39 protein-coding genes are annotated in these 23,049 nt (G+C 49.7%); 1 reads left to right on the top strand and 38 read right to left on the bottom strand.

Going from position 1 to position 23,049, the window contains the following annotated elements; translation table 11 throughout:
- Positions 1–29: 29 nt before the first annotated feature.
- The 35 genes from E2980_RS18065 to rpsJ form a co-directional block, all read right to left on the bottom strand.
- The gene (locus E2980_RS18065; protein WP_135153619.1) at positions 30–722 is read right to left on the bottom strand and encodes a phosphoadenylyl-sulfate reductase; all 693 of its coding nucleotides are present in this window, start codon (positions 720–722) and stop codon (positions 30–32) included.
- Positions 723–897: 175 nt separating this feature from the next.
- Positions 898–1,290 carry a 30S ribosomal protein S9 gene (gene rpsI / locus E2980_RS18060; RefSeq protein ID WP_135153618.1) on the bottom strand — a complete coding sequence of 131 codons (393 nt, stop codon included), beginning with the start codon at positions 1,288–1,290 and terminating at the stop codon, positions 898–900.
- Between the two features lie 18 nt (positions 1,291–1,308).
- The gene (gene rplM, locus E2980_RS18055) at positions 1,309–1,746 is read right to left on the bottom strand and encodes a 50S ribosomal protein L13 (protein WP_135153617.1); all 438 of its coding nucleotides are present in this window, start codon (positions 1,744–1,746) and stop codon (positions 1,309–1,311) included.
- Positions 1,747–1,988: 242 nt separating this feature from the next.
- Positions 1,989–2,813 (bottom strand): tRNA pseudouridine(38-40) synthase TruA, encoded by an 825-nt coding sequence (gene truA, locus E2980_RS18050; protein WP_135153616.1) that lies wholly within the window; start codon positions 2,811–2,813, stop codon positions 1,989–1,991.
- Positions 2,814–2,904: 91 nt separating this feature from the next.
- A complete protein-coding gene (gene rplQ / locus E2980_RS18045) occupies positions 2,905–3,270 on the bottom strand; it encodes a 50S ribosomal protein L17 (RefSeq protein ID WP_135153615.1) in 366 nt (121 codons plus the stop codon).
- Between the two features lie 133 nt (positions 3,271–3,403).
- Entirely contained in the window at positions 3,404–4,348 is a 945-nt protein-coding gene (locus E2980_RS18040) for a DNA-directed RNA polymerase subunit alpha (RefSeq protein ID WP_135153614.1), read from the bottom strand.
- 168 nt (positions 4,349–4,516) lie between these two features.
- The gene (gene rpsK / locus E2980_RS18035) at positions 4,517–4,915 is read right to left on the bottom strand and encodes a 30S ribosomal protein S11 (RefSeq protein ID WP_130615150.1); all 399 of its coding nucleotides are present in this window, start codon (positions 4,913–4,915) and stop codon (positions 4,517–4,519) included.
- Between the two features lie 18 nt (positions 4,916–4,933).
- On the bottom strand, positions 4,934–5,302 hold the full coding sequence (gene rpsM, locus E2980_RS18030) for a 30S ribosomal protein S13 (RefSeq protein WP_135153613.1): 369 nt from the start codon (positions 5,300–5,302) through the stop codon (positions 4,934–4,936).
- Positions 5,303–5,325: 23 nt separating this feature from the next.
- Positions 5,326–5,439 (bottom strand): 50S ribosomal protein L36, encoded by a 114-nt coding sequence (gene rpmJ, locus E2980_RS18025; RefSeq protein WP_003333770.1) that lies wholly within the window; start codon positions 5,437–5,439, stop codon positions 5,326–5,328.
- 230 nt (positions 5,440–5,669) lie between these two features.
- Positions 5,670–5,885: a translation initiation factor IF-1 gene (gene infA / locus E2980_RS18020; protein WP_035121186.1), complete on the bottom strand. Its 216-nt coding sequence runs from the start codon at positions 5,883–5,885 to the stop codon at positions 5,670–5,672.
- 3 nt (positions 5,886–5,888) lie between these two features.
- A complete protein-coding gene (locus tag E2980_RS18015) occupies positions 5,889–6,197 on the bottom strand; it encodes a KOW domain-containing RNA-binding protein (RefSeq protein ID WP_135153612.1) in 309 nt (102 codons plus the stop codon).
- Between the two features lie 15 nt (positions 6,198–6,212).
- Positions 6,213–6,959 carry a type I methionyl aminopeptidase gene (gene map, locus E2980_RS18010; protein ID WP_135153611.1) on the bottom strand — a complete coding sequence of 249 codons (747 nt, stop codon included), beginning with the start codon at positions 6,957–6,959 and terminating at the stop codon, positions 6,213–6,215.
- Positions 6,956–7,612: an adenylate kinase gene (locus E2980_RS18005; protein WP_135153610.1), complete on the bottom strand. Its 657-nt coding sequence runs from the start codon at positions 7,610–7,612 to the stop codon at positions 6,956–6,958. Before E2980_RS18005 ends, map begins: the two co-directional genes overlap by 4 nt.
- 28 nt (positions 7,613–7,640) lie before the next feature.
- A complete protein-coding gene (secY, locus tag E2980_RS18000) occupies positions 7,641–8,939 on the bottom strand; it encodes a preprotein translocase subunit SecY (RefSeq protein WP_135153609.1) in 1,299 nt (432 codons plus the stop codon).
- Positions 8,939–9,382, bottom strand: coding sequence for a 50S ribosomal protein L15 (rplO, locus tag E2980_RS17995; RefSeq protein WP_135153608.1), 444 nt, complete (start codon positions 9,380–9,382; stop codon positions 8,939–8,941). Before rplO ends, secY begins: the two co-directional genes overlap by 1 nt.
- Before the next feature lie 37 nt (positions 9,383–9,419).
- Positions 9,420–9,599, bottom strand: a complete 180-nt coding sequence (rpmD, locus tag E2980_RS17990; protein ID WP_135153607.1) for a 50S ribosomal protein L30 — start codon at positions 9,597–9,599, stop codon at positions 9,420–9,422.
- A 13-nt stretch (positions 9,600–9,612) separates the two neighbouring features.
- Complete coding sequence (gene rpsE, locus E2980_RS17985) at positions 9,613–10,110, bottom strand: 30S ribosomal protein S5 (protein ID WP_094050613.1); 498 nt, start codon at positions 10,108–10,110, stop codon at positions 9,613–9,615.
- Positions 10,111–10,139: 29 nt separating this feature from the next.
- A complete protein-coding gene (gene rplR / locus E2980_RS17980) occupies positions 10,140–10,505 on the bottom strand; it encodes a 50S ribosomal protein L18 (protein ID WP_135153606.1) in 366 nt (121 codons plus the stop codon).
- 66 nt (positions 10,506–10,571) lie between these two features.
- Positions 10,572–11,114 (bottom strand): 50S ribosomal protein L6, encoded by a 543-nt coding sequence (gene rplF / locus E2980_RS17975; RefSeq protein ID WP_135153605.1) that lies wholly within the window; start codon positions 11,112–11,114, stop codon positions 10,572–10,574.
- A 30-nt stretch (positions 11,115–11,144) separates the two neighbouring features.
- A complete protein-coding gene (rpsH, locus tag E2980_RS17970; protein WP_135153604.1) occupies positions 11,145–11,543 on the bottom strand; it encodes a 30S ribosomal protein S8 in 399 nt (132 codons plus the stop codon).
- Between the two features lie 30 nt (positions 11,544–11,573).
- Positions 11,574–11,759 (bottom strand): type Z 30S ribosomal protein S14, encoded by a 186-nt coding sequence (locus E2980_RS17965; protein WP_027087364.1) that lies wholly within the window; start codon positions 11,757–11,759, stop codon positions 11,574–11,576.
- Positions 11,760–11,809: 50 nt separating this feature from the next.
- Positions 11,810–12,352: a 50S ribosomal protein L5 gene (gene rplE / locus E2980_RS17960; protein ID WP_120979969.1), complete on the bottom strand. Its 543-nt coding sequence runs from the start codon at positions 12,350–12,352 to the stop codon at positions 11,810–11,812.
- Positions 12,353–12,387: 35 nt separating this feature from the next.
- Positions 12,388–12,741 (bottom strand): 50S ribosomal protein L24, encoded by a 354-nt coding sequence (rplX, locus tag E2980_RS17955; RefSeq protein ID WP_240703081.1) that lies wholly within the window; start codon positions 12,739–12,741, stop codon positions 12,388–12,390.
- 45 nt (positions 12,742–12,786) lie between these two features.
- A complete protein-coding gene (rplN, locus tag E2980_RS17950) occupies positions 12,787–13,155 on the bottom strand; it encodes a 50S ribosomal protein L14 (protein ID WP_135153603.1) in 369 nt (122 codons plus the stop codon).
- 80 nt (positions 13,156–13,235) lie between these two features.
- A complete protein-coding gene (rpsQ, locus tag E2980_RS17945; RefSeq protein ID WP_120979966.1) occupies positions 13,236–13,502 on the bottom strand; it encodes a 30S ribosomal protein S17 in 267 nt (88 codons plus the stop codon).
- Between the two features lie 46 nt (positions 13,503–13,548).
- Positions 13,549–13,746 (bottom strand): 50S ribosomal protein L29, encoded by a 198-nt coding sequence (rpmC, locus tag E2980_RS17940; RefSeq protein ID WP_135153602.1) that lies wholly within the window; start codon positions 13,744–13,746, stop codon positions 13,549–13,551.
- The gene (rplP, locus tag E2980_RS17935) at positions 13,733–14,170 is read right to left on the bottom strand and encodes a 50S ribosomal protein L16 (protein ID WP_135153601.1); all 438 of its coding nucleotides are present in this window, start codon (positions 14,168–14,170) and stop codon (positions 13,733–13,735) included. The genes rpmC and rplP overlap by 14 nt, the downstream gene beginning before the upstream one ends.
- Before the next feature lie 2 nt (positions 14,171–14,172).
- Positions 14,173–14,835 (bottom strand): 30S ribosomal protein S3, encoded by a 663-nt coding sequence (gene rpsC, locus E2980_RS17930; RefSeq protein ID WP_135153600.1) that lies wholly within the window; start codon positions 14,833–14,835, stop codon positions 14,173–14,175.
- A gap of 13 nt (positions 14,836–14,848) precedes the next feature.
- Entirely contained in the window at positions 14,849–15,187 is a 339-nt protein-coding gene (rplV, locus tag E2980_RS17925; protein ID WP_120979963.1) for a 50S ribosomal protein L22, read from the bottom strand.
- 71 nt (positions 15,188–15,258) lie between these two features.
- Entirely contained in the window at positions 15,259–15,540 is a 282-nt protein-coding gene (rpsS, locus tag E2980_RS17920) for a 30S ribosomal protein S19 (RefSeq protein ID WP_135153599.1), read from the bottom strand.
- Between the two features lie 127 nt (positions 15,541–15,667).
- On the bottom strand, positions 15,668–16,498 hold the full coding sequence (gene rplB, locus E2980_RS17915) for a 50S ribosomal protein L2 (protein ID WP_135153598.1): 831 nt from the start codon (positions 16,496–16,498) through the stop codon (positions 15,668–15,670).
- A gap of 29 nt (positions 16,499–16,527) precedes the next feature.
- Positions 16,528–16,821, bottom strand: coding sequence for a 50S ribosomal protein L23 (gene rplW, locus E2980_RS17910; protein ID WP_135153597.1), 294 nt, complete (start codon positions 16,819–16,821; stop codon positions 16,528–16,530).
- On the bottom strand, positions 16,821–17,444 hold the full coding sequence (gene rplD / locus E2980_RS17905; protein ID WP_135153596.1) for a 50S ribosomal protein L4: 624 nt from the start codon (positions 17,442–17,444) through the stop codon (positions 16,821–16,823). The genes rplW and rplD overlap by 1 nt, the downstream gene beginning before the upstream one ends.
- 31 nt (positions 17,445–17,475) lie before the next feature.
- Complete coding sequence (rplC, locus tag E2980_RS17900; RefSeq protein WP_135153595.1) at positions 17,476–18,102, bottom strand: 50S ribosomal protein L3; 627 nt, start codon at positions 18,100–18,102, stop codon at positions 17,476–17,478.
- A 46-nt stretch (positions 18,103–18,148) separates the two neighbouring features.
- Positions 18,149–18,457: a 30S ribosomal protein S10 gene (gene rpsJ / locus E2980_RS17895; RefSeq protein WP_027087350.1), complete on the bottom strand. Its 309-nt coding sequence runs from the start codon at positions 18,455–18,457 to the stop codon at positions 18,149–18,151.
- Positions 18,458–18,786: 329 nt separating this feature from the next.
- Between rpsJ and E2980_RS17890 the strand changes: the two genes are divergently transcribed.
- Positions 18,787–19,380 carry a YitT family protein gene (locus E2980_RS17890; protein WP_135153594.1) on the top strand — a complete coding sequence of 198 codons (594 nt, stop codon included), beginning with the start codon at positions 18,787–18,789 and terminating at the stop codon, positions 19,378–19,380.
- A gap of 95 nt (positions 19,381–19,475) precedes the next feature.
- On the opposite strand, the gene E2980_RS17885 is transcribed toward E2980_RS17890, so the two are convergent.
- From E2980_RS17885 to E2980_RS17875, 3 genes are all read right to left on the bottom strand, one after another.
- Entirely contained in the window at positions 19,476–21,029 is a 1,554-nt protein-coding gene (locus E2980_RS17885) for an extracellular solute-binding protein (RefSeq protein ID WP_135153593.1), read from the bottom strand.
- A gap of 65 nt (positions 21,030–21,094) precedes the next feature.
- Positions 21,095–21,967: a carbohydrate ABC transporter permease gene (locus E2980_RS17880; protein WP_135153592.1), complete on the bottom strand. Its 873-nt coding sequence runs from the start codon at positions 21,965–21,967 to the stop codon at positions 21,095–21,097.
- Positions 21,968–22,951 (bottom strand): ABC transporter permease, encoded by a 984-nt coding sequence (locus E2980_RS17875; protein WP_420808660.1) that lies wholly within the window; start codon positions 22,949–22,951, stop codon positions 21,968–21,970.
- Positions 22,952–23,049 lie beyond the last annotated feature (98 nt).

The following is a 23,049-nucleotide window of genomic DNA, read 5'->3' as shown; positions in this document are numbered from 1 at the left end:
TGTATGAGATTTAAGTTGTCGTTGCAAACTTATTTATGAAGACCGCATTCCGTCTTCTCGTTGCCTGCCCAACGTCCGGCACGAGGGTCCTCGCCCGGCATAACAGGTTTCGTGCAGTGCTCGCAACCAATACTCGGGTAATTCTGATCATGCAATGGATTGTAGATGATATCGTTGGCTTTGATATAAGCCCACACGTCTTCCGACGTCCAAGAAGCGAGCGGATTGAATTTCACAAGGCCGAATTTCGTATCGTATTCCACTTTCTTTGCATTGGCTCGGGTTGGCGCTTGATCGCGACGAATTCCCGTAATCCAAGCCTCGTATTGCGACAAGATGCGAGTCAGGGGCTCTACTTTGCGCAGGTTACAACACGCCGTCGGATTGCTCTTCCATAATTGTTCGCCATACTCGGCCGCTTGTTGTTCCGGCGTGAGCTTGGATTTCACTTCTACGAACTTCAGGTTGTATTTTTTGGCCATGCGATCACGCGTCTCATACGTTTCTTTGAAGTGAAAATCGGTATCCAGGTAAAAAATATCCGTAGAAGGACTGATTTTCTGAATCATGTCTACGAGCACGACGTCTTCCGCTCCGAAGCTGCACGCAAAGGTGATATTCGGAAAGGTTTCGATTGCCCACGCAATGACCGTTTCCGCAGATGCATTCTCGAACTCCTCCGCTTTTTGGCGAATGAGGTTTTCTTTTTCGATCAGGTTCATCAGAATGACCTCCATTTGAATTCCTAGTAACTAGGTATGAATAATAATTATTATACGCCGATGGGCATGATAGTTCAATCTATTGTTATGCCCGACTTCGATTTTCCTCCACAAAAAAATGCCTTTCCCACCATCGAATATAATGGGAGAAAGGCACGTTTGGTTGTGTATAGGATTAACGTTTCGAGAATTGAGGAGCACGACGAGCGGCTTTCAATCCGTATTTCTTACGTTCTTTCATACGCGGGTCACGAGTCAAGAATCCGGCTTTCTTAAGAGCAGGACGAAGTTCAGGATCCGCTTTAAGAAGTGCACGGGAAATACCGTGACGGATTGCTCCTGCTTGACCGGAAGTTCCACCGCCATGAGCAAGTATGACGATGTCGTATTTGTTGACCGTTTCAGTCAGGTTAAGAGGTTGTTTAACGATCAATTTCAACGTTTCAAGGTCGAAATAATCATTGATTTCACGTTTGTTGATAACGATGCGGCCTTCACCCGGCACGAGTCGAACCCGCGCTACGGAGTGCTTGCGGCGACCCGTTCCTAAATATGCAACTTGAGCCATTCGTAAGTCCTCCTTTTTTTATCCGCGAAGTTCGTAAACTTCAGGTTGTTGGGCTTGATGTGGATGTTCGCTTCCAGCGTATACTTTCAGCTTGCTTTGAAGCTGATGGCCAAGCTTGTTCTTAGGAAGCATGCCGTATACGGCCAATTCGATGATGCGAGCAGGCTTTTTGTTGATCATTTCTGCTGCAGTAGTCGTTTTCAAACCGCCTGGATAGTGGGAGTGCGTGTAGTATTTCTTTTGTTGCATTTTCTTGCCTGTGAGAACGATTTTCTCGGCGTTGATGACAACTACGAAATCACCTGTGTCGATATGAGGGGTGAATTCCGGTTTGTGTTTACCGCGGATCAATGCTGCCGCTTCGCTGGCCAGACGACCAAGGGTTTTGCCTTCGGCGTCTATAATAAGCCATTTGCGTTCGACTTCAAGTGGCTTAGCCATAAAGGTTGTACGCATGAAACATCCTCCTTTGGGTTACTTCCCTGCTTTGTATGTGGTACGACTATTACGATCTTCATTCGTTCATTCATATCATAGTTGTAATTTAAGGTTATGCATAAGCTCAAGTAATCGGATGAGAAGTCCTTTCCTTCAAACTCAGCAAAAAGCGCGACATTTCTACGCTGGGGCCGTGGGTAGCCACGCAGAAAGCACAAAATTTATTGTACATGAAATCGGGAATTTATGCAAGCAATTAATTATTGATAATCGTATACGACTTCCCATAAGGAAAGGCCATGCGGCATTGCGGTCGGTCCTGCTTTCGCACGATTCCTGGCAGCCAAAATAGTCGCCATATCCGCGGAGGTTCTCTTGCCTTCGCCCACTTGAATCAAGGTACCCGCAATGATCCTTACCATGTTATATAGAAACCCTGTCCCGGTTATATACAGGTGGATAACCCCGCGTTGCTTGCCTGGATAATGCCGCTCATCCCAATTACGACTAATTTCATCATGGAAGCTTACAGCTTGTGCCGCCGATCCCGCTTCGACTTCGAGCCTGGCATCCAAGATCGTTCTCACATGACTGGGCTTGGTCGATTGCGGTGCGGTAAATGACGAGAAGTCGTGTTCGCCAAGCAGAAGTTTAAGACCTTCTTGCATAGCTGCGAAATCAAGAGGAGTCGGATGATGAAACTCATAGCGGCGGCGAAATAGATCCGGCGTACGGTTGCAATTAATCGTATACCGGTAAGTCTTGCTCAAAGCTTTGCGCCGAGCATGAAACTCCTCGGGAACGCCATAAGCTCGCTGAACGACAATATCATTGGGCAGCCTCGTATTCAGCGCCAATGCCCAACGTTCGATGGGGATACTTGAGGAGGTCATAAAATTGACGACCTGCCATCTTGCATGAACGCCCGCATCGGTTCGACCCGAGCCCGTCAATTTAACTTGCTCCCCGGAAAGAAGGAAGATCGCATGCTCCAGCTTGTCCTGAATCGTATTCCCGCCAGGTTGGCTTTGAAAGCCATAATAATCCGTACCGTCATAACTGACGATGAGAGCTATGTTTCGCATCATCTCATCCTCCCAAGTAAAACGGCTTCGCAACCCACAAAAAAAGGATGATCCGAATTCATGATTCGGTCCATCCTTCTTTGCTCCGTTCTTACGCGCGATCTACGAGTTCGAGATACACCATCGGAGCTGAATCTCCACGGCGGGGTCCGAGCTTCATGATGCGTGTATATCCACCCGGACGTTCCGCATAACGCGGAGCGAGCTCGGAGAACAGTTTTTGGATGGCGTCTTGTTCGCCGTTAAGGCTCTCACGACGCACGAATGCTGCTACCTGACGACGAGCGTGCAGGTCTCCGCGTTTAGCGAGAGTAATCAATCTCTCGGCAATTGAGCGAACTTCTTTAGCTTTCGCTTCAGTCGTTTGAATACGCTCGTACAGGAACAGGTCGGTACACAGGTCACGGAAAAGAGCTTTCCGGGAGCTGGAATCGCGACTCAGTTTTTGATAAGCCATTTGTTTTCCCTCCTCACTGGTGCAATAAATCATGCGACGCATTGCGTTGCGAATTGTTGTCGCAAGAACGATGAAGCAGCGCCAAAGGCGTCTGCGTTCAATCGTCACAATACGTTAAACAGCATTTACGATGCTATTCCTCTAAACGAAGGCCCAAACCCAGTTCTTCCAGCTTCTCTTGTACTTCTTCCAAAGACTTGCGGCCCAAGTTACGAACCTTCATCATGTCTTCTTCCGTTTTCGTGATAAGCTCTTGAACCGTGTTAATACCGGCGCGTTTCAGGCAGTTGTAAGAACGAACGGAAAGATCAAGCTCTTCGATAGTCATCTCGAGTACTTTTTCTTTCTTGTCCTCTTCCTTCTCCTTCATCGTCTCGGTATCTTTGGCCTCATCCGTGAGACCCACGAACAAGGATAAGTGATCCGTCAGGATTTTCGCGCCCAAGCTAACCGCTTCTTCAGGTCGGATGCTGCCGTCGGTCCAAACTTCAAGCGTGAGCTTGTCGTAGTTCGTTACTTGACCGACGCGGGTATTCTCGACTTGATAGTTCACGCGGGTAATCGGCGTATAGATCGAATCGATCGGAATAACGCCAATCGGTTGATCTTCCTTCTTGTTGCGATCGGATGGAACGTAACCGCGTCCTACTCTGGCGAAGATACGCATATGAAGACGCGCACCGGAAGCCAGAGTCGCGATGTGCAGGTCCGGATTCAAGATTTCCACGTCACTGTCCGCGCGGATATCGCCAGCCGTTACTACGCCATCACCTTCCGCATCGATCTCTAGCACTTTTTCCTCGTCCGAATGAATCTTCAGCGATAAACGCTTCAGATTGAGGATGATTTGCGTTACATCCTCGATGACTCCCGGAATCGTGGAGAATTCATGAAGTACGCCATCAATCTGTACCGATACGACGGCTGCGCCCGGTAAGGACGACAACAGAATTCGGCGAAGAGAGTTGCCCAGCGTCATCCCATAACCGCGCTCAAGCGGTTCTACGACGAAGCGGCCGTATCTCTTGTCATCCTGAATCTCCACAGAATCGATTTTCGGCTTTTCGATCACTATCATAACCAAAACCTCCTTCAAACGTCGCTGACGTTGCCCTTTGTTCACCCAAACTAATTGGTTCAGCCTTTAATAAGGAGAAATGTTTATGGGGTAAACCATGTAGTATGCCTAACCGTTACAACCATTATTCTCAAGTTGTTCTTGTTTGATACCACACATGCAACGGTGCTATACGCGGCGGCGCTTCGGAGGACGGCATCCGTTATGCGGGATTGGAGTGACGTCTCTGATCATGCTGACTTCAAGGCCAGCGGCTTGCAACGAACGAATCGCGGCTTCGCGACCGGCGCCTGGGCCTTTAACAGAAACTTCAACCAAACGCATTCCGTGTTCCATCGCAGCGCGAGCTGCAGATTCGGCTGCCATTTGAGCAGCGAATGGCGTACTTTTACGGGAGCCCTTGAAACCAAGGTTACCAGAGCTCGCCCATGAAACCGCGTTACCGTGAGGATCCGTAATCGTCACAATCGTATTGTTAAACGTCGAACGGATATGTGCCACACCAGTATCGATATTCTTCCGATCACGACGCTTGGTACGAACGACTTTCTTGCCTTTTTGTGCCATGTTTGTTATCCCCCCTTATTACTTCTTCTTGTTCGCTACTGTACGACGTGGACCTTTGCGTGTACGTGCGTTCGTTTTCGAACGTTGTCCGCGAACCGGCAGACCGCGGCGGTGACGGATGCCTCGATAGCAGCCGATTTCAATCAGCCGTTTGATGTTTAGTGCAATCTCGCGACGCAAGTCGCCTTCGACCTTTTGTTCCTTGTCAATCGTTTCGCGAAGACGAGCGAGCTCATCCTCCGTCAGATCACGAACGCGAGTGTCGGGATTGACACCCGTAGACGCTAGAATCCTCTGGGAAGTTGGTTTACCAATTCCGAAGATGTACGTTAGGGCGATTTCCACGCGCTTGTCGCGCGGGAGGTCAACACCAGATATACGTGCCATAGTTAGGGGCACCTCCTTCTATTTTAGCCTTGTTTTTGTTTATGCTTCGGGTTCTCGCAGATAACCATCACGTTGCCTTTGCGGCGAATGACTTTGCATTTCTCGCAAATCGGTTTGACCGAAGGTCTCACCTTCATGATAATACCCTCCTTATAGTGCGACCGAACTACGCGCGCAAGCGTCGAGGTTCGTTCGTCACGAGTGTGACTAATATGGCGCGCCTCTGGCGTCGCATGTCAGTCATCACGAATGCATCCAACGAAGCGACGCGTTACGATCGCGTGTTGGTTAACACGAATACGATCGAACGTATATGGTCTTAATCATAGCTGTCCGATCGTCGCGCGCATAGGTAGACCGAACGTATTTATTTGCGGTAGGTGATACGGCCCCGTGTTAAATCGTAAGGAGAAAGTTGAATTACCACTTTATCCCCCGTCAGAATCCGTATGAAATGCATCCGAAGCTTTCCGGAAACATGTGCAAGGATTTGATGTCCGTTCTCGAGCTCAACCTTGAACATGGCATTCGGCAGCGGTTCTATGACCGTACCTTCCACCTCGATGACGTCCTCTTTGGCCAACCGTCATTCTCCTTTCTCTACAGCATGCGTTTCGAGCCGTTGTTCGATTTGTCCGATAGCGTGCCGGAGCTTCGCGTTAGTCACGCGACCGGTGTCGCGAAGGCTATTCGCTACTTCCTCGCTTCGGGTCCCGATCGGTTCGAGATGCAGCACGTTTTTGCGTTTCGGCCGATCGAACCGGCGTTTGTCGCCGTCGGCCACGAGCGCGAATCGCTCATCGACGAGGGAGATAACTACAGCTAGCTGCCCTTCGTCTCTTCCACGCCGGCTTCTCACGATGTCTCCGGGCTCCAACTTAACGTTTACCGTCATAACATTCACCTAGCTTTACGCACGAGTCAGTATTTCGAACCCGTCTTCGGTTACGGCAATCGTATGCTCGAAATGCGCGCACAGCGATCCGTCCACCGTGACGACCGTCCAATTATCGGACAAAGTCTTCACGTAACGTTCTCCCACGATGACCATCGGTTCGATCGCGAGTGTCATTCCCGGTTTCAACCGCGGACCGCGGTCGGGAACGCCATAATTCGGAATTTGCGGTTCCTCGTGCAGATCCGTTCCTATGCCATGACCGACATATTCCCTGACTACCGAGAAGCTCGCCTCTTCGATCACTTTCTGTATGCCGTGGGATACGGTATACAGCCTCACGTCCGGACGAACCAGTTCTAAGCCCGCATAAAGCGATGCTTCGGTAACGTCCAGCAGACGCTGTGCTTCATCGGAAATTTGTCCGACACCGTAAGTCCAGGCGGAATCGCCGTGATATCCTTGGTACTGTGCGCCGATATCGATGCTGATGATATCGCCTTCTATAAGCTTCCTCGGTCCGGGGAACCCGTGAACGAGCTCCTCGTTGGTGGAAGCGCATATGCTGGCCGGAAAACCGTTATAACCTTTGAAAGAAGGAACTGCGCCCTGGCTTCGGATGAATGTATCGGCAATGCGATCCAGTTCAGCGGTTGTAACGCCTGGAACGACCGCCTGTTTCATCAGGCGATGCGTCTCGGCTACAATCCTTCCCGCCTCGCGCATTAAGCTTAACTCTTTATCGGACTTGATAATGATCATCGCAGATTCATTCCTCTAAGAAGAGAAGTGATCTCAGCCGTGACCTCATCGATGTCCTTCTCCCCGTCTACTTCGCGGAGCGATCCTTTGTCGCCGTAATACGTAAGAAGCGGTGCCGTCTTGCTAGTATACTCATCCAAGCGAGTCGCCACTTTTTCTTCCGTATCGTCAGGACGCTGATACAGCTCTCCCCCGTCCTTATCGCAGATTCCTTCCTGCTTCGGCGGGTTAAAAAGAATATGATACGTCGTTCCGCAAGACTTGCAAATCCGTCTTCCCGTAATGCGGGCTAGCAAGAAGCTAGGTTCCACCTTCAGGTTGATGACATGGTCGATCTTGCGATCCAATTCGGCAAGCATGACGTCGAGCGCTTCGGCTTGCGCGAGCGTCCGGGGAAACCCGTCCAGCAAAAATCCTTTCGCGCAATCCGGTGCAGCCAGACGTTCGCGAACGATGCCGTTCGTCACTTCGTCGGGAACGAGAAGTCCTTGGTCGATGTACTCCTTAGCCTTCTGTCCGATTGGCGTGCCTTGCTTGATGGCTAAACGAAACGCATCACCGGTAGAGATGTGCGGAATGCCGAATTGCTCGACGATCCGTTCTGCTTGCGTTCCTTTACCGGCGCCAGGAGGCCCCATAAACAAGATGTTCATTGTTGTTCCTCCTGTCCGTCTCGTTGGGTTACTTATTGATAAAACCTTTGTAGTGGCGTTTGATCAACTGGCTCTCGATTTGTTTCATGGTCTCAAGCGCGACCCCGATAACGATCAAGAGAGAAGTACCGCCCAATTGTACAGTCTTTGGCAAGCCCGCCAATGAGCCGAAGAAAACCGGGATTACCGAAATTACCGCTAGGAATACTGCGCCTGCCAGCGTAATGCGAGTAATCACGCGCATTAAGAAGCCAGACGTTGGTTTTCCAGGTCGAATACCCGGAATGTAACCGCCGTTTTTCTTCATGTTATCCGCTAATTGCTGCGGATTGAATTGAACGAAGGTGTAGAAGAACGTGAAGCCAATGATCAGCAAGATGTACAACACCATGCCAAGCGGCTTATCGTAGCTCATGTTATTGATTATCCATTGTGCCCAGCTTTGGTCAGCCCAGAACTGCGCAATGGTAATCGGGAACATCAACAGCGATATTGCGAAGATTACCGGAATTACGCCCGCGCCATTTACTTTAAGCGGAATGTGCGTGGATTGGCCGCCATACATTTTCTGTCCGACGACCCGTTTCGCGTACTGAACCGGAATTTTGCGCACGCCTTGCTGGATGAAGATTACGCCTGCGATAATCAAGATGATTACGAGCAGGATAATGACCATCTTCACGATATTCAGGAACAATTGGCTAGGATCCGTGAACTGACTAGAGTAGATATCGCGCACATGCTTCGGTATAGAGGCAACGATCGCCGCGAAGATCAAGATCGAGATACCGTTGCCGATACCCTTTTCATTGACTTGTTCACCAAGCCACATGAGGAACGCGGTACCCGCCGTCAATACGATAGCAATCATCAGGTACGTCGCCGTACTTGGATCAATAACCATTTCGTAACTATACATCCGGTTAAAACCGATTGCCGTAGCAAATGCTTGGATAAGCCCCAAAACAATCGTTCCGTAACGAGTGATCTGTGCCAGCTTGCGCTTGCCGTTCTCGCCTTCCTTCTGCCATTCCGAGAACTTCGGAATGACGTCCATGGAAAGGAGTTGAACGATAATCGAAGCCGTGATATACGGCGTAATTCCCAACGCGAAGATTGAGAAATTGAATAACGCACCGCCAGAGAACGTGTTCAGAAGGCCGAACAGGTCGGTACCTGTTTGGTCGGCTGCCGTAAGAACGTCCTTGTTAATGTTCGGAACCGGGATAAAGGACCCGATACGGTATACAAACAGGATGAAAAGGGTGAAGAGGATCCTCTTGCGAAGGTCCTCGACTTTCCAAATGTTAGTGACGGTCGCGAACATTAGATCACCTCGGTTTTACCGCCGGCGGCTTGAATTTTTTCTGTTGCAGACTGAGAGAACTTATGAGCTTTAACAGTCAGCTGCACGTTCAAATCGCCATTGCCCAGAATTTTAATTCCATCTTTTGGATTTTTCAGAATGCCCTCTTCGAGAAGCAATTCTGGCGTCACTTCCGTACCAGCTTCAAAACGGTTCAGCTGATCCAGATTGACAATCGCGAAGACCGTTGCGAAACGATCATTGTTAAATCCGCGCTTCGGTACCCGACGGTACAACGGGTTTTGTCCACCCTCGAAGCCGGGACGCACTCCGCCGCCGGAACGAGCGTTTTGCCCTTTGTGACCGCGACCTGCCGTTTTGCCTAAACCGCTACCAGCTCCGCGTCCTCTCCGTTTACGGGAGAACGTCGAGCCTTCGTTCGGAGATAGCTCATGCAATTTCATCGTACGTCGCACCTCCTTGAAAGTTTTGCTTAATATCTTAAACTTCTTTAACTTCGATCAAATGACTAACCGTGTTGATAAGGCCGCGAGTAGCGACGTTATCTTCTCTGATAACTGACGTATGCAACTTGCCGAGTCCTAGAGTTTTCACCGTTTGACGTTGATTCTCAGGACGGCCAATCAAGCTGCGAACGAGGGTGATTTGAAGCTGTGCCATCTGTTTCCCCTCCTTAACGGAATAGCTCTGCTACGGTTTTACCGCGCAGTTTCGCTACGTCTTCGGCGCGTTTGAGGCGGGATAATCCTTCCAACGTCGCATTGACCATGTTAATGGAGTTGGAGGAACCCAGCGATTTCGTCAAAATATCGCCGACTCCAGCAAGCTCGAGCACCGCGCGGACAGGACCGCCCGCGATAACGCCCGTACCTTCTGATGCTGGTTTCAGCAACACTTTGCCGGCGCCGAAACTTCCCGTAACGGCATGTGGAATTGTTGTTCCAACGAGTGGTACGAAAACTAGGTTCTTCTTAGCGTCATCGACGCCCTTACGGATTGCGTCTGGAACTTCGGAAGCTTTACCGATTCCCGCGCCAACCCAGCCTTTGCCGTCTCCGACAACGACGAGTGCGCTGAAACTAAAGCGACGTCCGCCTTTGACGACTTTGGAGACACGATTGATTTGAACCATTTTTTCGGTTAGTTCCAATGTATTCGGATCTACACGCAAGTCGTTTACCTCCTTGTGTCAAAAATGAATTAAAACTGTAATCCGGCTTCGCGTGCCGCGTCAGCCAGTGCTTGAATACGTCCGTGATACAGATAGCCGCCGCGATCGAACACGACGCTCTCGTATCCTTTTTCTTTCGCGCGCTTAGCGATCAGTTCGCCTACTTTGCGAGCAGACTCAACGCTGCCGCCATTTCCTACTTCAGCAAATTCTTTGTCAACCGTAGATGCAGCCGCAAGCGTTACGCCTTTAACGTCATCGATCAGTTGAGCGTAGATGTGCTTGGAAGAACGGAACACGGAAAGACGCGGGCGTTCGTTCGTACCGCTGATTTTCTTACGTACCCGAAGGTGACGTTTCAGACGGGCTTTATTTTTATCGCTTTTTGTAATCATCCGAAAGGTTCTCTCCCTTCTCGTTGTTGCATCTAGGCAGCTTCTAACCACCCGCAACTTAATTCATTATTTCTTCTTGCCTGCTTTACCTTCTTTGCGAAGGATACGTTCGCCTTCGTACTTGATCCCTTTGCCTTTGTAAGGCTCGGGAGGACGAACGGCACGGATCTTGGCAGCAATCTCGCCGACTGCTTCTTTATCGATGCCTTTAACGATAATCTTGTTTTGTGCCGGCACTTCGAATTCAATGCCGCTAGCCGGAACGATTTCAACCGGGTGAGAGTAACCTACGTTCAATACCAGCTTTTCGCCGGATTTACTTGCACGGTAACCTACACCTACCAGATCAAGGGTTCTGATGTAACCTTCGGTTACGCCGCTTACCATGTTGGCTACTACGCTGCGGGTCGTGCCGTGCAGCGAGCGGTGAAGTTTGTTATCGGAAGGACGTTCAACGGTAATGACATCGGTCTCGTAGGAAACTTTCATATCGCTGTGAAGTACGCGGGACAAAGTTCCTTTTGGGCCTTTAACCGTAATTACGTTGTTGTCCAGGTTCACGTTCACGCCGTTAGGCACCTGAATCGGTTTGCGTCCAATACGGGACATAGGTACACCTCCAATCTTGTGACAGTTAAATTACCAAACGTAGCAAAGCACTTCTCCGCCGGACTTCCCTTGACGGGCTTCCTTATCGGTGATGATGCCTTTGGATGTGGAAATGATCGCGATGCCGAGGCCACCCAACACACGCGGTACTTCAGTAGATTTCGTGTAAACGCGCAAACCTGGTTTGCTAATGCGTTTAAGACCCGTGATAACGCGCTCGTTGTTCGGTCCGTACTTCAAGAAGATACGGATCAGGCCTTGCTTGTTATCTTCTACATATTCAGCGTCGCGGATAAAACCTTCACGTTTCAGGATTTCAGCAATTTGCTTCTTCACCATAGACGCAGGTAATTCCACCGACTCATGACGCACGAGGTTCGCATTGCGAATCCGCGTCAACATATCTGCAATAGGATCAGACATAACCATGGGGTAAACCTCCTTCCCGAACTAGGCTGATTACCAGCTCGCTTTTTTGACGCCAGGAATCTGGCCTTTGTATGCCAATTCACGGAAACAGATCCGGCAGATCTTGAATTTTTGCAAAACGGAATGCGGACGTCCGCAACGTTCGCAACGCGTGTAAGCCTGGACTTTAAACTTCGGCGCACGCTGTTGCTTAATTTTCATCGACGTTTTTGCCACTTGCTTTCACACCTCCATTAGGTACCTTTTGCTAATTGACCGGGCTATCGTCACTTCGCAAACGGCATACCCAATTGGGTGAGCAGCTCACGCGCTTCTTCGTCCGATTGCGCAGTCGTTACGATGACGATATCCATCCCGCGAACTTTATCAATCTTGTCATACTCGATTTCCGGGAAGATCAGTTGTTCTTTCAATCCTAGCGTGTAGTTGCCGCGGCCATCGAACGATTTCGTCGATACGCCGTGAAAGTCGCGTACACGGGGTAGGGAGATGTTGAACAATTTGTCCAGGAAGTAGTACATCCGTTCGCCGCGCAGCGTTACTTTAACGCCGATTGGCAAGTTCTCACGCAAGCGGAAGCCCGCGATCGATTTCTTAGAACGAGTGATTACAGGTTTTTGACCTGCGATCTTCTGCATGTCTTCTACCGCGAAATCCATGATTTTGGAGTTCGAAACCGCTTCGCCGACACCCATGTTGATGACGACTTTCTCGATTTTCGGCACTTGCATGACTGACTTGTAGCTGAACTTCTGCATAAGAGCAGGAGTGATTTCATTCAGGAAACGTTCCTTCATTCTTGCTGCCATGAGTCACAGTGACCTCCTTTCCGTTCTTACTGCGATTAGTCGATCAGTTCTCCAGAGCGCTTAGCGACCCGGACTTTTGTTCCGTTCTCAAGCGTCTTCGTGCCAACGCGAGTTGGCTTGCCGCTTTTAGGATCGATATGCATCACGTTCGATACGTGAATCGGCGCTTCGCGCTCGATGATACCGCCTTGTTGGTTCGTTGGGTTCGGGCGAGTATGGCGTTTTACCATGTTCACACCCTCGACCAGGACGCGATTTTCGCGCGGATATGCAGCGATAATACGGCCTTTCTTGCCTTTGTCTTTGCCCGAGATGACGATGATGTTATCGTCTTTTTTCACGTGCAGTTTATTGTTGTGCGATTCAAGCACTTTTTTCAGACGGGGCATGGGTACACCTCCTTGAGTGTTTCTCCATCGGTGCGTTCCGGAGTATTAAAGTACTTCCGGTGCCAGGGAAATGATTTTCATGAAGTCACGTTCGCGAAGCTCGCGAGCTACAGGTCCGAAGATACGGGTACCGCGCGGGCTCTTGTCTTCTTTAACGATTACAGCAGCGTTCTCGTCGAACGCGATATAGGATCCGTCTTTACGGCGTACCGAACGTTTCGTACGAACGATAACGCATTTGACTACGTCGCCTTTTTTGACAACGCCGCCTGGTGTTGCTTGTTTAACGGAGCATACGATCATATCGCCGATATGTCCTACGCGGCGTCCTGTACCGCCAAGAACGCGGATACACATCAATTCTTTCGCGCCGGAGTTGTCGGCAACATGCAGACGCGTAAACGGTTGAATCATCGCAAGGTCCTCCTTTCAGTCACAGCTGAATGCTGACGAACGCACACCTTATAATCGAGTGTTGTTGTGTTCGCAGCGGCTTAAGCCAATACGGCTTTCTCGACGATTTCGACCAAGCGCCATGTTTTGTCTTTCGACAACGGGCGGGTCTCCATGATTCTCACGGTGTCGCCAATTTGTGCATCGTTAGTTTCGTCATGCGCTTTGAATTTCTTCGTGTATTTAATCCGTTTGTGGTAAAGGCTGTGTTTCTTATAAGTTTCAACGGCCACCACAATCGTTTTGTCCATTTTGTCGCTGACGACTTTACCAATCTGCACTTTACGATTGTTATTGCGTTCGCTCATGGTAATCCTCCTTCCTGAAATCAATCTTCAGGGCTTCTCCCGGGTATTAGCCGATGCCGAGTTCACGCTCGCGCAAAATGGTTTTAGCCCGAGCAATTTCTTTCCGCAAATCGCCAAGGCGATGCGGGTTATCCAATTGGCCAGTAGCCATTTGGAAGCGGAGGTTGAACAGCTCATCCTTGAAGCCGGCGACCTTCTGTTCGAGTTCCGCCGATGTCAGGTTGCGAAATTCACTGGCTTTCATTTGCTTCACCACCCAGTTCTTCACGTTTCACAAACTTCGTCTTGATCGGCAACTTATGTGCTGCAAGACGCATCGCTTCACGTGCGATCTCCTCGGATACCCCTGCGAGTTCGAACAATACTTTGCCCGGTTTCACAACGGCAACCCATGCTTCTACGTTACCTTTACCGCTACCCATACGTACCTCGAGAGGTTTTTGGGTAATTGGTTTCGAAGGGAAAATTTTGATCCAAACTTTACCGCCCCGTTTGATATAACGAGTCATGGCAATACGTGCAGCCTCGATTTGACGGTTTGTTACCCAAGAAGGCTCCATCGCTTGCAGACCGAATTCACCGAAATGAACTTCAGCGCCGCCTTTAGCGCGACCTTTCATTTTACCGCGATGTTCTTTGCGGTGTTTAACGCGTTTAGGGACCAACATGATCAGTTGCCTCCTTCCTCAGCAGCTCTTTTCTTCGTCGGAAGGACTTCGCCGCGGTAGATCCATACTTTTACGCCGATGCGGCCGTAAGTCGTATGTGCTTCCGCCGTTCCGTAGTCGATATCAGCGCGGAGCGTATGCAATGGCACCGTTCCTTCGCTGTATCCTTCTTGACGAGCAATTTCCGCTCCGCCCAGACGACCACTAACGGATGTTTTGATTCCTTTCGCGCCAGCGCGTTGCGTACGTTGCATAGCTTGTTTCATCGCGCGGCGGAATGAAACGCGGCGTTCCAATTGTTGCGCGATGCTCTCGGCAACCAGGATAGCGTCCATTTCCGGGTTTTTGATCTCGGAGATATTGATGTGTACTTTTTTACCGTTAGATATCTTGGTCAATTGGCCGCGAAGCACTTCTACTTCAGCGCCGCCTTTACCGATTACGATACCCGGCTTAGCAGTGTGAATCGTAACGTTGACGCGGTTAGCGGCACGTTCGATTTCGATTTTGGAAACCGCAGCTTCTTTAAGCTTCTTCTTAAGGAATTCGCGGATTTTGACATCTTCGATAAGAAGAGTGCCGAAATCTTTCTCGGCATACCATTTGGATTCCCAATCACGGATAATGCCGATACGAAGACCGACGGGATTTACTTTTTGACCCACACGTTGTCCCTCCTTATTTCTCAGATACGACCAGCGTAATGTGGCTGGAGCGCTTGAAAATACTAAATGCGCGACCTTGGGAACGAGGTTGGAATCGTTTCATCGTAGGACCTTCGTTAACGAAGGCTTCGGACACGACCAATTTGTTCACGTCGAGCTGGTAGTTGTGTTCAGCGTTCGCAATCGCAGAGTTCAATAGCTTCTCCAGAACCGGAGATGCCGAACGCGGCGTATGACGCAAAATGGCAACAGCATCGCCGACTTTTTTACCGCGAATCAGGTCAACGACCAGGCGGACTTTACGAGCCGGTATGCGAATGTTATTCACATGAGCTTTGGCTTGCTGAGACATCGGTGTACCTCCTCCCTTACGTTACGCATCGGTGCGAATCAGTCGATCGCACTTACTACGTAGGGTTAAAATTATCGCTTGCCCGTTTTCTTATCGTCGTCGGTATGACCTTTGAAAGTACGAGTTGGCGCGAATTCGCCAAGTTTGTGACCGACCATGTCTTCCGACACATATACCGGCACATGCTTGCGTCCGTCATATACTGCGAACGTTTGACCAACGAATTGCGGGAAAATCGTCGAGCGACGAGACCAAGTTTTAATGACTACCTTCTTATTCGATCCGGACAGTTCTTCCACTTTTTTCAGCAGATAGCCATCCACGAAAGGTCCTTTTTTCAAACTGCGACCCATGGAATGCTCCTCCCTTCAACGCGGTTTTCACCCCAAAAAGTGAAGTCGATGCTTCGAAGCGTATTCCGATTACTTTTCGGGGACCCCATATCACTTCTCATTCGTTCATGCCGCTAGACAACGTTTCTTACTTGCTGCGACGACGAACAATATATTTGCTCGAAGCTTTTTTCTTCTTGCGTGTTTTGTAGCCAAGCGTTGGCTTGCCCCATGGAGAAAGCGGGGATTTGCGTCCGATTGGCGCGCGGCCTTCGCCACCGCCGTGCGGGTGATCGTTCGGGTTCATGACGACACCACGTACGGTCGGGCGTTTGCCTAACCAACGATTCCGTCCAGCTTTACCGATGTTGAGCAATTCGTGGTCAGAGTTACCGACCGTACCGATCGTTGCGCGGCATGTTTTAAGGATGCGGCGAATCTCACCGGATGTCAGACGAATTGTAACGTAGGCTTCTTCTTTACCGAGCAATTGAGCGCTTGTTCCGGCTGCGCGAACCATTTGGCCGCCTTTGCCTGGCTTAAGCTCGATGTTGTGGATAACGGTACCGACTGGAATGTTCTCCAACGGAAGCGCGTTGCCCACTTTGATATCAGCGTTAGGACCCGATGTGATTACATCGCCGACTTTAAGGCCTTTCGGCGCGATGATGTATGTCTTCTCACCGTCTGCGTAGTTAATCAGAGCGATGTAGGACGTCCTGTTCGGATCGTATTCAATCGTAGCCACGCGGCCGGGTATGCCGTCCTTAATGCGCTTGAAATCGATGATCCGGTATTTACGCTTGTGTCCGCCGCCGTGATGACGAACGGTAATCTTACCTTGGTTATTACGACCAGCGCGTTTGAATAACGGCGCGAGCAAAGATTTTTCCGGCTCTGTTGCCGTGATCTCTTCAAACGTAGCAATCGTCATTTGACGACGGCTAGCCGTTGTCGGATTAAACTTTTTGACTGGCAATTGGATTCCCTCCTTACTTTAGAGACTTATTATACAGAGGACTCAAAATACTCAAGCGGTTTGCTATCGGCGGAAAGCTGCACGATCGCTTTTTTCCACTCGGAAGTGTACCCGCTGTGTTTACCGTAGCGCTTAGGCTTAGCAGGCATTCTGAGCGTGTTAACGCCAACGACCTTCACTTTGAAGATCTGTTCGATGGCTTGTTTGATTTCGGTTTTGTTCGCTTTCAAGTCAACTTCGAACACGTATTTGCGCTGTTCCATGAAGTCGCTTGTGCGTTCGGTAATAACCGGCCGTTTGATTAGATCGCGGGGGTTTCTCATTACGCGAACACCTCCTCAACTTTAGCGACTGCATCCTTCGTGATGATCAATTGATCATGTTTCATCACGTCAAGCACGTTGATTCCTTCTGCGGAGACGAATTTGACTCCAGGAATGTTACGCGCGGACAGGGCCACGTTATTATCAAAGTCTGCAGTGACAACGAGTGCCTTGCGAGATACTTTGAGGTTATTCAGAAGCTTAGCGATGTCCTTCGTTTTCGGTTGGGACAAGCTCAGCTGATCAAGAACGATGATTTGGTTATCCACAACTTTGCTAGACAAAGCGGATTTGATAGCCAAACGACGCACTTTACGAGGCAATTTGAAACCGTAGCTGCGTGGCGTTGGTCCGAATACGATACCGCCGCCTTTCCATTGCGGCGAACGGATACTACCTTGACGAGCGCGGCCAGTTCCTTTTTGTTTCCAAGGCTTGCGTCCGCCTCCGCGAACTTCCGAACGACCTTTCGTATCGTGCGTGCCCGAGCGGAGCGAAGCTTGTTGAAGCAATACGGCGCTGTGCAGCACGTGAACATTCGGCTCAAGTCCGAATACTCCTTCTGCCAGATCCAATTGTCCAACTTCTTTGCCGTCTACATTAAAAACAGTAACTTTCGGCATGAGTGGTCCTCCTTTCCTCATACATTGTGAATTATTTCTTCACCGATGTGCGGATTTTGAGATAACTATTGCGAGCGCCCGGTACGGAGCCTTTGATCAACAATACGTTACGCTCAAGATCGACTTTAACGACCTCAAGGTTCTGTACAGTAACCGTTTCGCTACCCATACGACCGTGCATTTTCTTGCCTTTTGGTACGCGGTTTGCGTCACGAATGGTCGCGAGCGATCCGTTACCGCGATGGTACTTGGAACCATGCGTCATCTTACCGCGTTGGAAGCCCCAACGTTTGATTGCGCCTGTCGTTCCTTTACCTTTGGAAATACCCGTTACGTCAACGATATCGCCTTCGGAGAACTGGTCAACTTTAAGTTCTTGACCAACTTCCAAGTCAGCCGGTGTAAGTCCGCTAACTTCGCGAATGAAGCGCTTGGGTGCCGTGCCCGCTTTTTTAGCGTGGCCGATGGCTGGTTTGGTTGCTAGCTTCTCGCGTTTATCCGCGAAGCCGAGCTGTACTGCTTCGTATCCGTCGTTATCCACAGATTTCGTTTGTAATACGACGTTCGGAGTTGCTTCTACTACAGTAACCGGTACAACGCTACCGTCAGCTGCGAATAGTTGAGTCATTCCGAGTTTACGTCCCAAGATTCCTGACATGTTGACACCTCTTTTCTTCATGGATCTAATTTACTTAATGCTACAATTAAAGTTTGATTTCGATATCAACGCCGGACGGCAGATCAAGACGCATAAGCGCATCAACCGTTTGCGGCGTAGGATTGACGATATCAATCAAACGCTTGTGCGTACGCATTTCGAACTGCTCACGCGAATCCTTGTATTTGTGCACCGCACGCAGGATCGTGATGATCTGCTTCTCGGTCGGCAACGGAATCGGTCCAGATACACCTGCACCAGTACGTTTCGCCGTTTCTACGATTTTCTCCGCGGATTGATCCAGGATACGGTGGTCGTAGGCTTTCAAACGGATACGGATTTTTTGCTTAGCCATAGAATTCCCTCCTTCATTCGCCCAATTTTGGAATCGGACATACTCCGCGAGAATAACCCGACAATCACCGATTGACTCCCTTATGGCAAAGGGGCCGGGTGTGTCGGCAACCTCTCACATCAACGCACAGTCACAGACCAACATTCACTATTATAGCGATCTGCCCAACCGATTGCAACACAATTTTTATCTTTTTATACCTAGTCGTCATTTCCAAATAAATCTTCGAAGTTTTACGCTAAGTCCCCAATTATTTTCCAGTCTCTATCATGCCTCGCCCGTCTCTTCCATATAGTTAAGACAGGCTCTAATGAAGGGACTGGTTTCGCTTGCACTCGCTACATAAAATCATTGCCATCATTATCGGCAGCTTATTGATCGCATCCGGAATTGATTTCTTCTTGATGCCCATTAAAGTACTAGATGGAGGTTTCATAGGCGTAGCTCTTATCGCCAAGTACTTATTCGGCGCTAAAGTTGGTCCTGTTCTCATTATTTGCGGTTTACCCGTCTTTATATATACATGGTATAAGGACCGGGCTATATTTTTCCATAGCCTATTCGGCATGATCTTCCTGTCTTACTTCGTCGATTTGTTCGACCCCTACAATCCTCTGGGAACTATCGTGGCTGCTTATCCGTTTCTCGCTTCCGTTGTCGGGGGGTTCTTCATCGGCCTTGGCTTTGGTATTCTGCTTAGGTTTGATACGAGTACCGGAGGCATTGACTTGCTGGCCAAGCTCTTGGCTAAAAAATTAAAAGTAAACGTTGGCGTCTTGATCCTGCTTATGGACGCTGTCGTGGTAGTCACGGGCGGTTTGCTATTTTCGGTGGATACCTTCTTCCTCTCCGTCGCGACGATTAGCGCCGGAGGCTTAGCGACTAGCTTGTGTACGATCAAGTTCTTCTCTTATGACGCTTGATTAAGGGAGCACAATCCCCTTGGTTACGCGCAAGCTGCCAGATTGATAATCAAGAACTGCCCCAAAGGTCGTAACCTTTGGAGCAGCCGCTTATCTTATTTTTGCGATGCTTTGTAGGCATCCAGTTGTTTTTGGTATTCTGCAATCACCTTATCGACTCCTGCCGCTTTCAGCTTATCAAGAGCGCCTTTGATGCCTTTGTCGTATTCCACGACGCCGTCGTAGATCGGCATGACATCGGAAGTCAGGACGGATTGTACGTTCGCCATTTCCGCCTTGACCTCGGACGGATCGAAGAAGAAATCCGCCGCATAGAAGGTTTGCGCCTCCGGATCCGCTTGAAACAGCGCTTTCTTCGCACTGAGCAGGTTTGGGTTATAGCGAATGAAGTTCAGGTTGCCTATCATCCACTCATCCTGCAGGTACAGGTTGACTCCATCGGCGCCTTTGATGCTTTCCACGCCGCGATCGCCGACTTTGTTGTAAGTTTTTCCTTCGATTCCGTACACGAACAGGTCGAAGTTCTCTTGGCTTGCGTATAGCCAATTCAGGAATTTTACCGCGGCTTCCGGATGTTTGCTGTTTGCCGCTACGGCGTTGACGTTCTTCGCGTTCATCATGCGGTAGTGCGGTTTTTCCGGATTCAAGCGACTCAGCGTAAAGTCTTCGTCTTTCATTTCCGGGAACGTTTTTTGCATCTCTTCGCGCTTATCCGGCGTTCCGAACATGAACGCCCAGTTGGCGCTATCGATTTGTTTGGTGATTTGCTCCTGTTTGATGACCAGGATGTCAGGGCTCGTTAATTTTTTCGCGTACGCTTGACGGAAGAAGTTAGCGTCGTTTTTGAATTCGTCCGACTCTACCCAGTTTTTCACCTTGCCGTCTTGCCCGATGAAAGCGATTTTGTCTTTAACCGCGAACGGGTACGAATCGTATGCTCGATGCAGTACGTCGGAAGCGTCGCGCAGTCCGCCGCGAATCGGAAGGTAAGGCTTCGTGGCGCCCGCTTCGGAAGCCATGACTTTCTCCATTGCCGCGAGCATCTCTTCTTGCGTTTTTGGAACTTCCGTTACGCCGGCTTTGTTAAGGATAATGCGGTTGGCCGTGAAGGAGCCGTCAACCGCAGGCTCATACCAATAAGCGGGAATTGCGTACGTTTTTCCGTCTTTGATGACGCCGCTCCATACCGATTCCGGAATGACCGTCTTCAAGTTCGGTCCGAATTCCTCGATTTCCGCGCCGACATCCTTGACGGCGCCGCGGCCGATATAGTTAGCCAAAGAAATCCAGTCGTTCATGACGTGGAACATATCGAAATCTTCGCCGGTGGACAGCTTCAGGTTCAGTTTTTGCTCCCAAGCGCCCCAGTCGATGTATTCTTTCTCGATTTGAACGTTGACGCCGTCAGCCAACAGCTTCTTGTTGACTTCCTCATTGACTGCCTGCCACTCTTTCGGCTCGGTGCCGGGAAGAACATATTTCAAGGTAACCGTTTCTTCCGCATTTGCCGAGGACTCGGCAGCCGTTTCGGAAGCTTCGCTGCCCGAAGGGCTTGGCTGTGCTTCGTTGTCGTTGCTATTCCCGGCGCATGCCGTAATAACCAACATGAGAACGACGAATGCCATTGATGCATTGAACCATTTTTTCATCGTAGACCTCTCCCTGAATGCGATTTTTTAATATATAAACCTCATCATATTAAATGAGGGATATATCAGCCTTTTACGGATCCGACAATTAGGCCTTTCACGAAATAGCGCTGCAAGAACGGATACAGGAAAACGATCGGGCCGATCGTAACGAGAACCGTCGCCATTTTGGCGGATTCGGCCGGCGGCGTAAACTGTATGCTGCCCCCCGTCGGGATCATGGTGAGCATCTCGATGTTTGATCGTATTTTGAACAGCACGTATTGAAGCGGATAAAGGTCCTTGCTGTCCACCAGCATGATGGCGTTGAACCAATCGTTCCAATAGGAGAGGGCGTAAAACAAGGTCACGGTAGCAAGCACCGGAACGCAAATCGGCAAATAGATTTGAAAAGCGATCCTCATGTCGTTAGCTCCGTCAATGTAAGCGGACTCCCGCAATGCCTGCGGAAGGGCATCCATGAAATTGCGGACCAGAAACATGTTAAAGGCATTAAACATTAGCGCCGGTACGATCAGGGCCGCCAGATTATCCGTCAGCCCGAGCTTCTGGCACATGATATACCATGGAACAAGGCCCCCATTGAAGAGAAGGGTGATGAAGAAGAATAAATTCAGGAAGCCTCTGTATTTTACATTCGGATTGGCCAGCGTGTACGCCGCCATGCCGGTAATGACAAGTGCCGCCAATGTGCCGACTACAGTGATCGTGATGGAGACGAAAAAGCTCTGCGAGAGCATTTCCCTGCTGTTGTAGAGAGTCCTGTAGGCTTCAACCGAGAAGTTCTCGGGAAACAGGCTATACCCGTTGCGTATGATGCTGCTTTCATCCGTAATGGATACCATGACAGTCAGGAGCATTGGCACGATGCAGGCAAGCGCGAAGGTACCGAGAAGCAAATAGATCAGCGCCGTGGAGGCTTCGAATTTCCGCTTCATTTAATACAACGCTCCTTCCCTAAAAAATCTGCGGGTAAACCAATTGGACAGGAAGACGAGAATCAAGCCGACCGTCGATTGGAACAAACCTACCGCCGCCGCGTTGGAAGGATCGCCGATTTGGCGAAGCGCCCTGAATACGTAAGTGTCGATAACGTCCGTCGTCGGGAACAGCACGCCATTGTCGCCGATAATCGCATAGATCATGCCGAAATCTCCATAGAAGATTTTGCCCAAATTAAGCAAGGTCAGAATCGCGATCGTCGGAGCGAGCAATGGCAGCGTGATCTTGCGTATCTTTTGCCATCTGGAAGCTCCGTCGATATCCGCCGCTTCATACAACGAATGATCGATTCCGGTAATCGCCGCAAGATAGATGATCGAACTCATTCCCGCTTCTTTCCACACCTTCATTCCGACGAGAATAGCCGGCCACGCTTCCGTCTTCGTATACCAGTTCACGGGTTCTAATCCGAACCAGGATAGCCATTTGTTGATCAGGCCGAAGTCGGTGGACAGCAAGCCGTACATCATATAGCTAACGATGATCCAGGAAAGGAAATTCGGAAAAATCATCGCGGTTTGGGCGACTTTCTGGAATAGCCGTTGGCGAACCTCATTAAATAAGACCGCCAGCGCTACCGCGAATATCGTACCGAACACGAGGAACAGAAGATTAAGCTGCAGCGTATTCAACGTAATCCGGAGCGCATCGCTGCTTTTGAAGAAAAATTCGAAATTCTGCAAGCCGATCCATTCGCTATGGAACAGATCCTTGTTGTAGTTGAATCGTTGAAATGCGATCAACAAGTAAGGGTACGTCGCGTACGAGAAGATCGCCACGTACAGGACAGCCGGCAGGATGAGCAAATAGGAAAACCGATTCCGGAGGAGCTCATGAACCAGGCCTTTTTTTGTTTTCCACTCCGTTTGATAAAAACGGTCAGAGGCTGTCTGCGCCTTCATGGGTGACTGTTGTTGCATGCATGCACCTCTCTTCATTCCTTATGGCACAACTATACGGCAGCGGTTATCCCTTGTGTATTTCGATTATCCGCAACCGTTTCACAAAGCCGCACAAA

Source organism: Cohnella luojiensis, assembly GCF_004564235.1.
GTDB lineage: Bacteria > Bacillota > Bacilli > Paenibacillales > Paenibacillaceae > Cohnella > Cohnella luojiensis.
Note: the sequence above shows the minus strand (reverse complement) of the source record. Positions and strands in the feature narration are given on the sequence as shown.

Excerpts from the sequence above, each read along its gene's own strand:
- rpsH (WP_135153604.1), bottom strand. The coding sequence starts at position 11,543 with ATGGTTATGTCTGATCCTATTGCAGATATGTTGACGCGGATTCGCAAT.
- E2980_RS17885 (WP_135153593.1), bottom strand. The coding sequence starts at position 21,029 with ATGAAAAAATGGTTCAATGCATCAATGGCATTCGTCGTTCTCATGTTG.
- E2980_RS18040 (WP_135153614.1), bottom strand. The coding sequence starts at position 4,348 with ATGATAGTGATCGAAAAGCCGAAAATCGATTCTGTGGAGATTCAGGAT.
- rplW (WP_135153597.1), bottom strand. The coding sequence starts at position 16,821 with ATGAGAAACCCCCGCGATCTAATCAAACGGCCGGTTATTACCGAACGC.
- rpmJ (WP_003333770.1), bottom strand. The coding sequence starts at position 5,439 with ATGAAGGTGAGACCTTCGGTCAAACCGATTTGCGAGAAATGCAAAGTC.
- E2980_RS17875 (WP_420808660.1), bottom strand. The coding sequence starts at position 22,951 with ATGCAACAACAGTCACCCATGAAGGCGCAGACAGCCTCTGACCGTTTT.
- rplC (WP_135153595.1), bottom strand. The coding sequence starts at position 18,102 with ATGTCAGGAATCTTGGGACGTAAACTCGGAATGACTCAACTATTCGCA.
- rpsJ (WP_027087350.1), bottom strand. The coding sequence starts at position 18,457 with ATGGCTAAGCAAAAAATCCGTATCCGTTTGAAAGCCTACGACCACCGT.
- rplM (WP_135153617.1), bottom strand. The coding sequence starts at position 1,746 with ATGCGTACAACCTTTATGGCTAAGCCACTTGAAGTCGAACGCAAATGG.
- rplP (WP_135153601.1), bottom strand. The coding sequence starts at position 14,170 with ATGTTGGTCCCTAAACGCGTTAAACACCGCAAAGAACATCGCGGTAAA.
- rplF (WP_135153605.1), bottom strand. The coding sequence starts at position 11,114 with ATGTCCCGTATTGGACGCAAACCGATTCAGGTGCCTAACGGCGTGAAC.
- rplN (WP_135153603.1), bottom strand. The coding sequence starts at position 13,155 with ATGATTCAACCGTTTACGCGTCTGCATGTTGCCGACAACTCCGGCGCG.
- E2980_RS17880 (WP_135153592.1), bottom strand. The coding sequence starts at position 21,967 with ATGAAGCGGAAATTCGAAGCCTCCACGGCGCTGATCTATTTGCTTCTC.
- truA (WP_135153616.1), bottom strand. The coding sequence starts at position 2,813 with ATGCGAAACATAGCTCTCATCGTCAGTTATGACGGTACGGATTATTAT.
- rplR (WP_135153606.1), bottom strand. The coding sequence starts at position 10,505 with ATGATTACAAAAAGCGATAAAAATAAAGCCCGTCTGAAACGTCACCTT.
- E2980_RS18065 (WP_135153619.1), bottom strand. The coding sequence starts at position 722 with ATGAACCTGATCGAAAAAGAAAACCTCATTCGCCAAAAAGCGGAGGAG.
- map (WP_135153611.1), bottom strand. The coding sequence starts at position 6,959 with ATGATCATTATCAAGTCCGATAAAGAGTTAAGCTTAATGCGCGAGGCG.
- secY (WP_135153609.1), bottom strand. The coding sequence starts at position 8,939 with ATGTTCGCGACCGTCACTAACATTTGGAAAGTCGAGGACCTTCGCAAG.
- rpsK (WP_130615150.1), bottom strand. The coding sequence starts at position 4,915 with ATGGCACAAAAAGGCAAGAAAGTCGTTCGTACCAAGCGTCGTGATCGG.
- rpsI (WP_135153618.1), bottom strand. The coding sequence starts at position 1,290 with ATGGCTCAAGTTGCATATTTAGGAACGGGTCGCCGCAAGCACTCCGTA.
- rpsS (WP_135153599.1), bottom strand. The coding sequence starts at position 15,540 with ATGGGTCGCAGTTTGAAAAAAGGACCTTTCGTGGATGGCTATCTGCTG.
- rplQ (WP_135153615.1), bottom strand. The coding sequence starts at position 3,270 with ATGGCTTATCAAAAACTGAGTCGCGATTCCAGCTCCCGGAAAGCTCTT.
- rplV (WP_120979963.1), bottom strand. The coding sequence starts at position 15,187 with ATGTCTCAGCAAGCCAAAGCTCATGTGAATAACATTCGCATACCGGCT.
- rplX (WP_240703081.1), bottom strand. The coding sequence starts at position 12,741 with ATGCCCCGTCTGAAAAAAGTGCTTGAATCGCACAACAATAAACTGCAC.
- E2980_RS18015 (WP_135153612.1), bottom strand. The coding sequence starts at position 6,197 with ATGACGGTAAACGTTAAGTTGGAGCCCGGAGACATCGTGAGAAGCCGG.
- rplO (WP_135153608.1), bottom strand. The coding sequence starts at position 9,382 with ATGAAATTGCATGAGCTATCTCCGAACGAAGGCTCGACGTTCTCCCGT.
- rpmD (WP_135153607.1), bottom strand. The coding sequence starts at position 9,599 with ATGGCACAGCTTCAAATCACCCTCGTTCGCAGCTTGATTGGCCGTCCT.
- rpmC (WP_135153602.1), bottom strand. The coding sequence starts at position 13,746 with ATGAAAGCCAGTGAATTTCGCAACCTGACATCGGCGGAACTCGAACAG.
- E2980_RS18005 (WP_135153610.1), bottom strand. The coding sequence starts at position 7,612 with ATGAACATCTTGTTTATGGGGCCTCCTGGCGCCGGTAAAGGAACGCAA.
- rpsQ (WP_120979966.1), bottom strand. The coding sequence starts at position 13,502 with ATGAGCGAACGCAATAACAATCGTAAAGTGCAGATTGGTAAAGTCGTC.
- rpsM (WP_135153613.1), bottom strand. The coding sequence starts at position 5,302 with ATGGCACGTATATCTGGTGTTGACCTCCCGCGCGACAAGCGCGTGGAA.
- rplD (WP_135153596.1), bottom strand. The coding sequence starts at position 17,444 with ATGCCGAAAGTTACTGTTTTTAATGTAGACGGCAAAGAAGTTGGACAA.
- rplE (WP_120979969.1), bottom strand. The coding sequence starts at position 12,352 with ATGGCAGCAAGAATGAAGGAACGTTTCCTGAATGAAATCACTCCTGCT.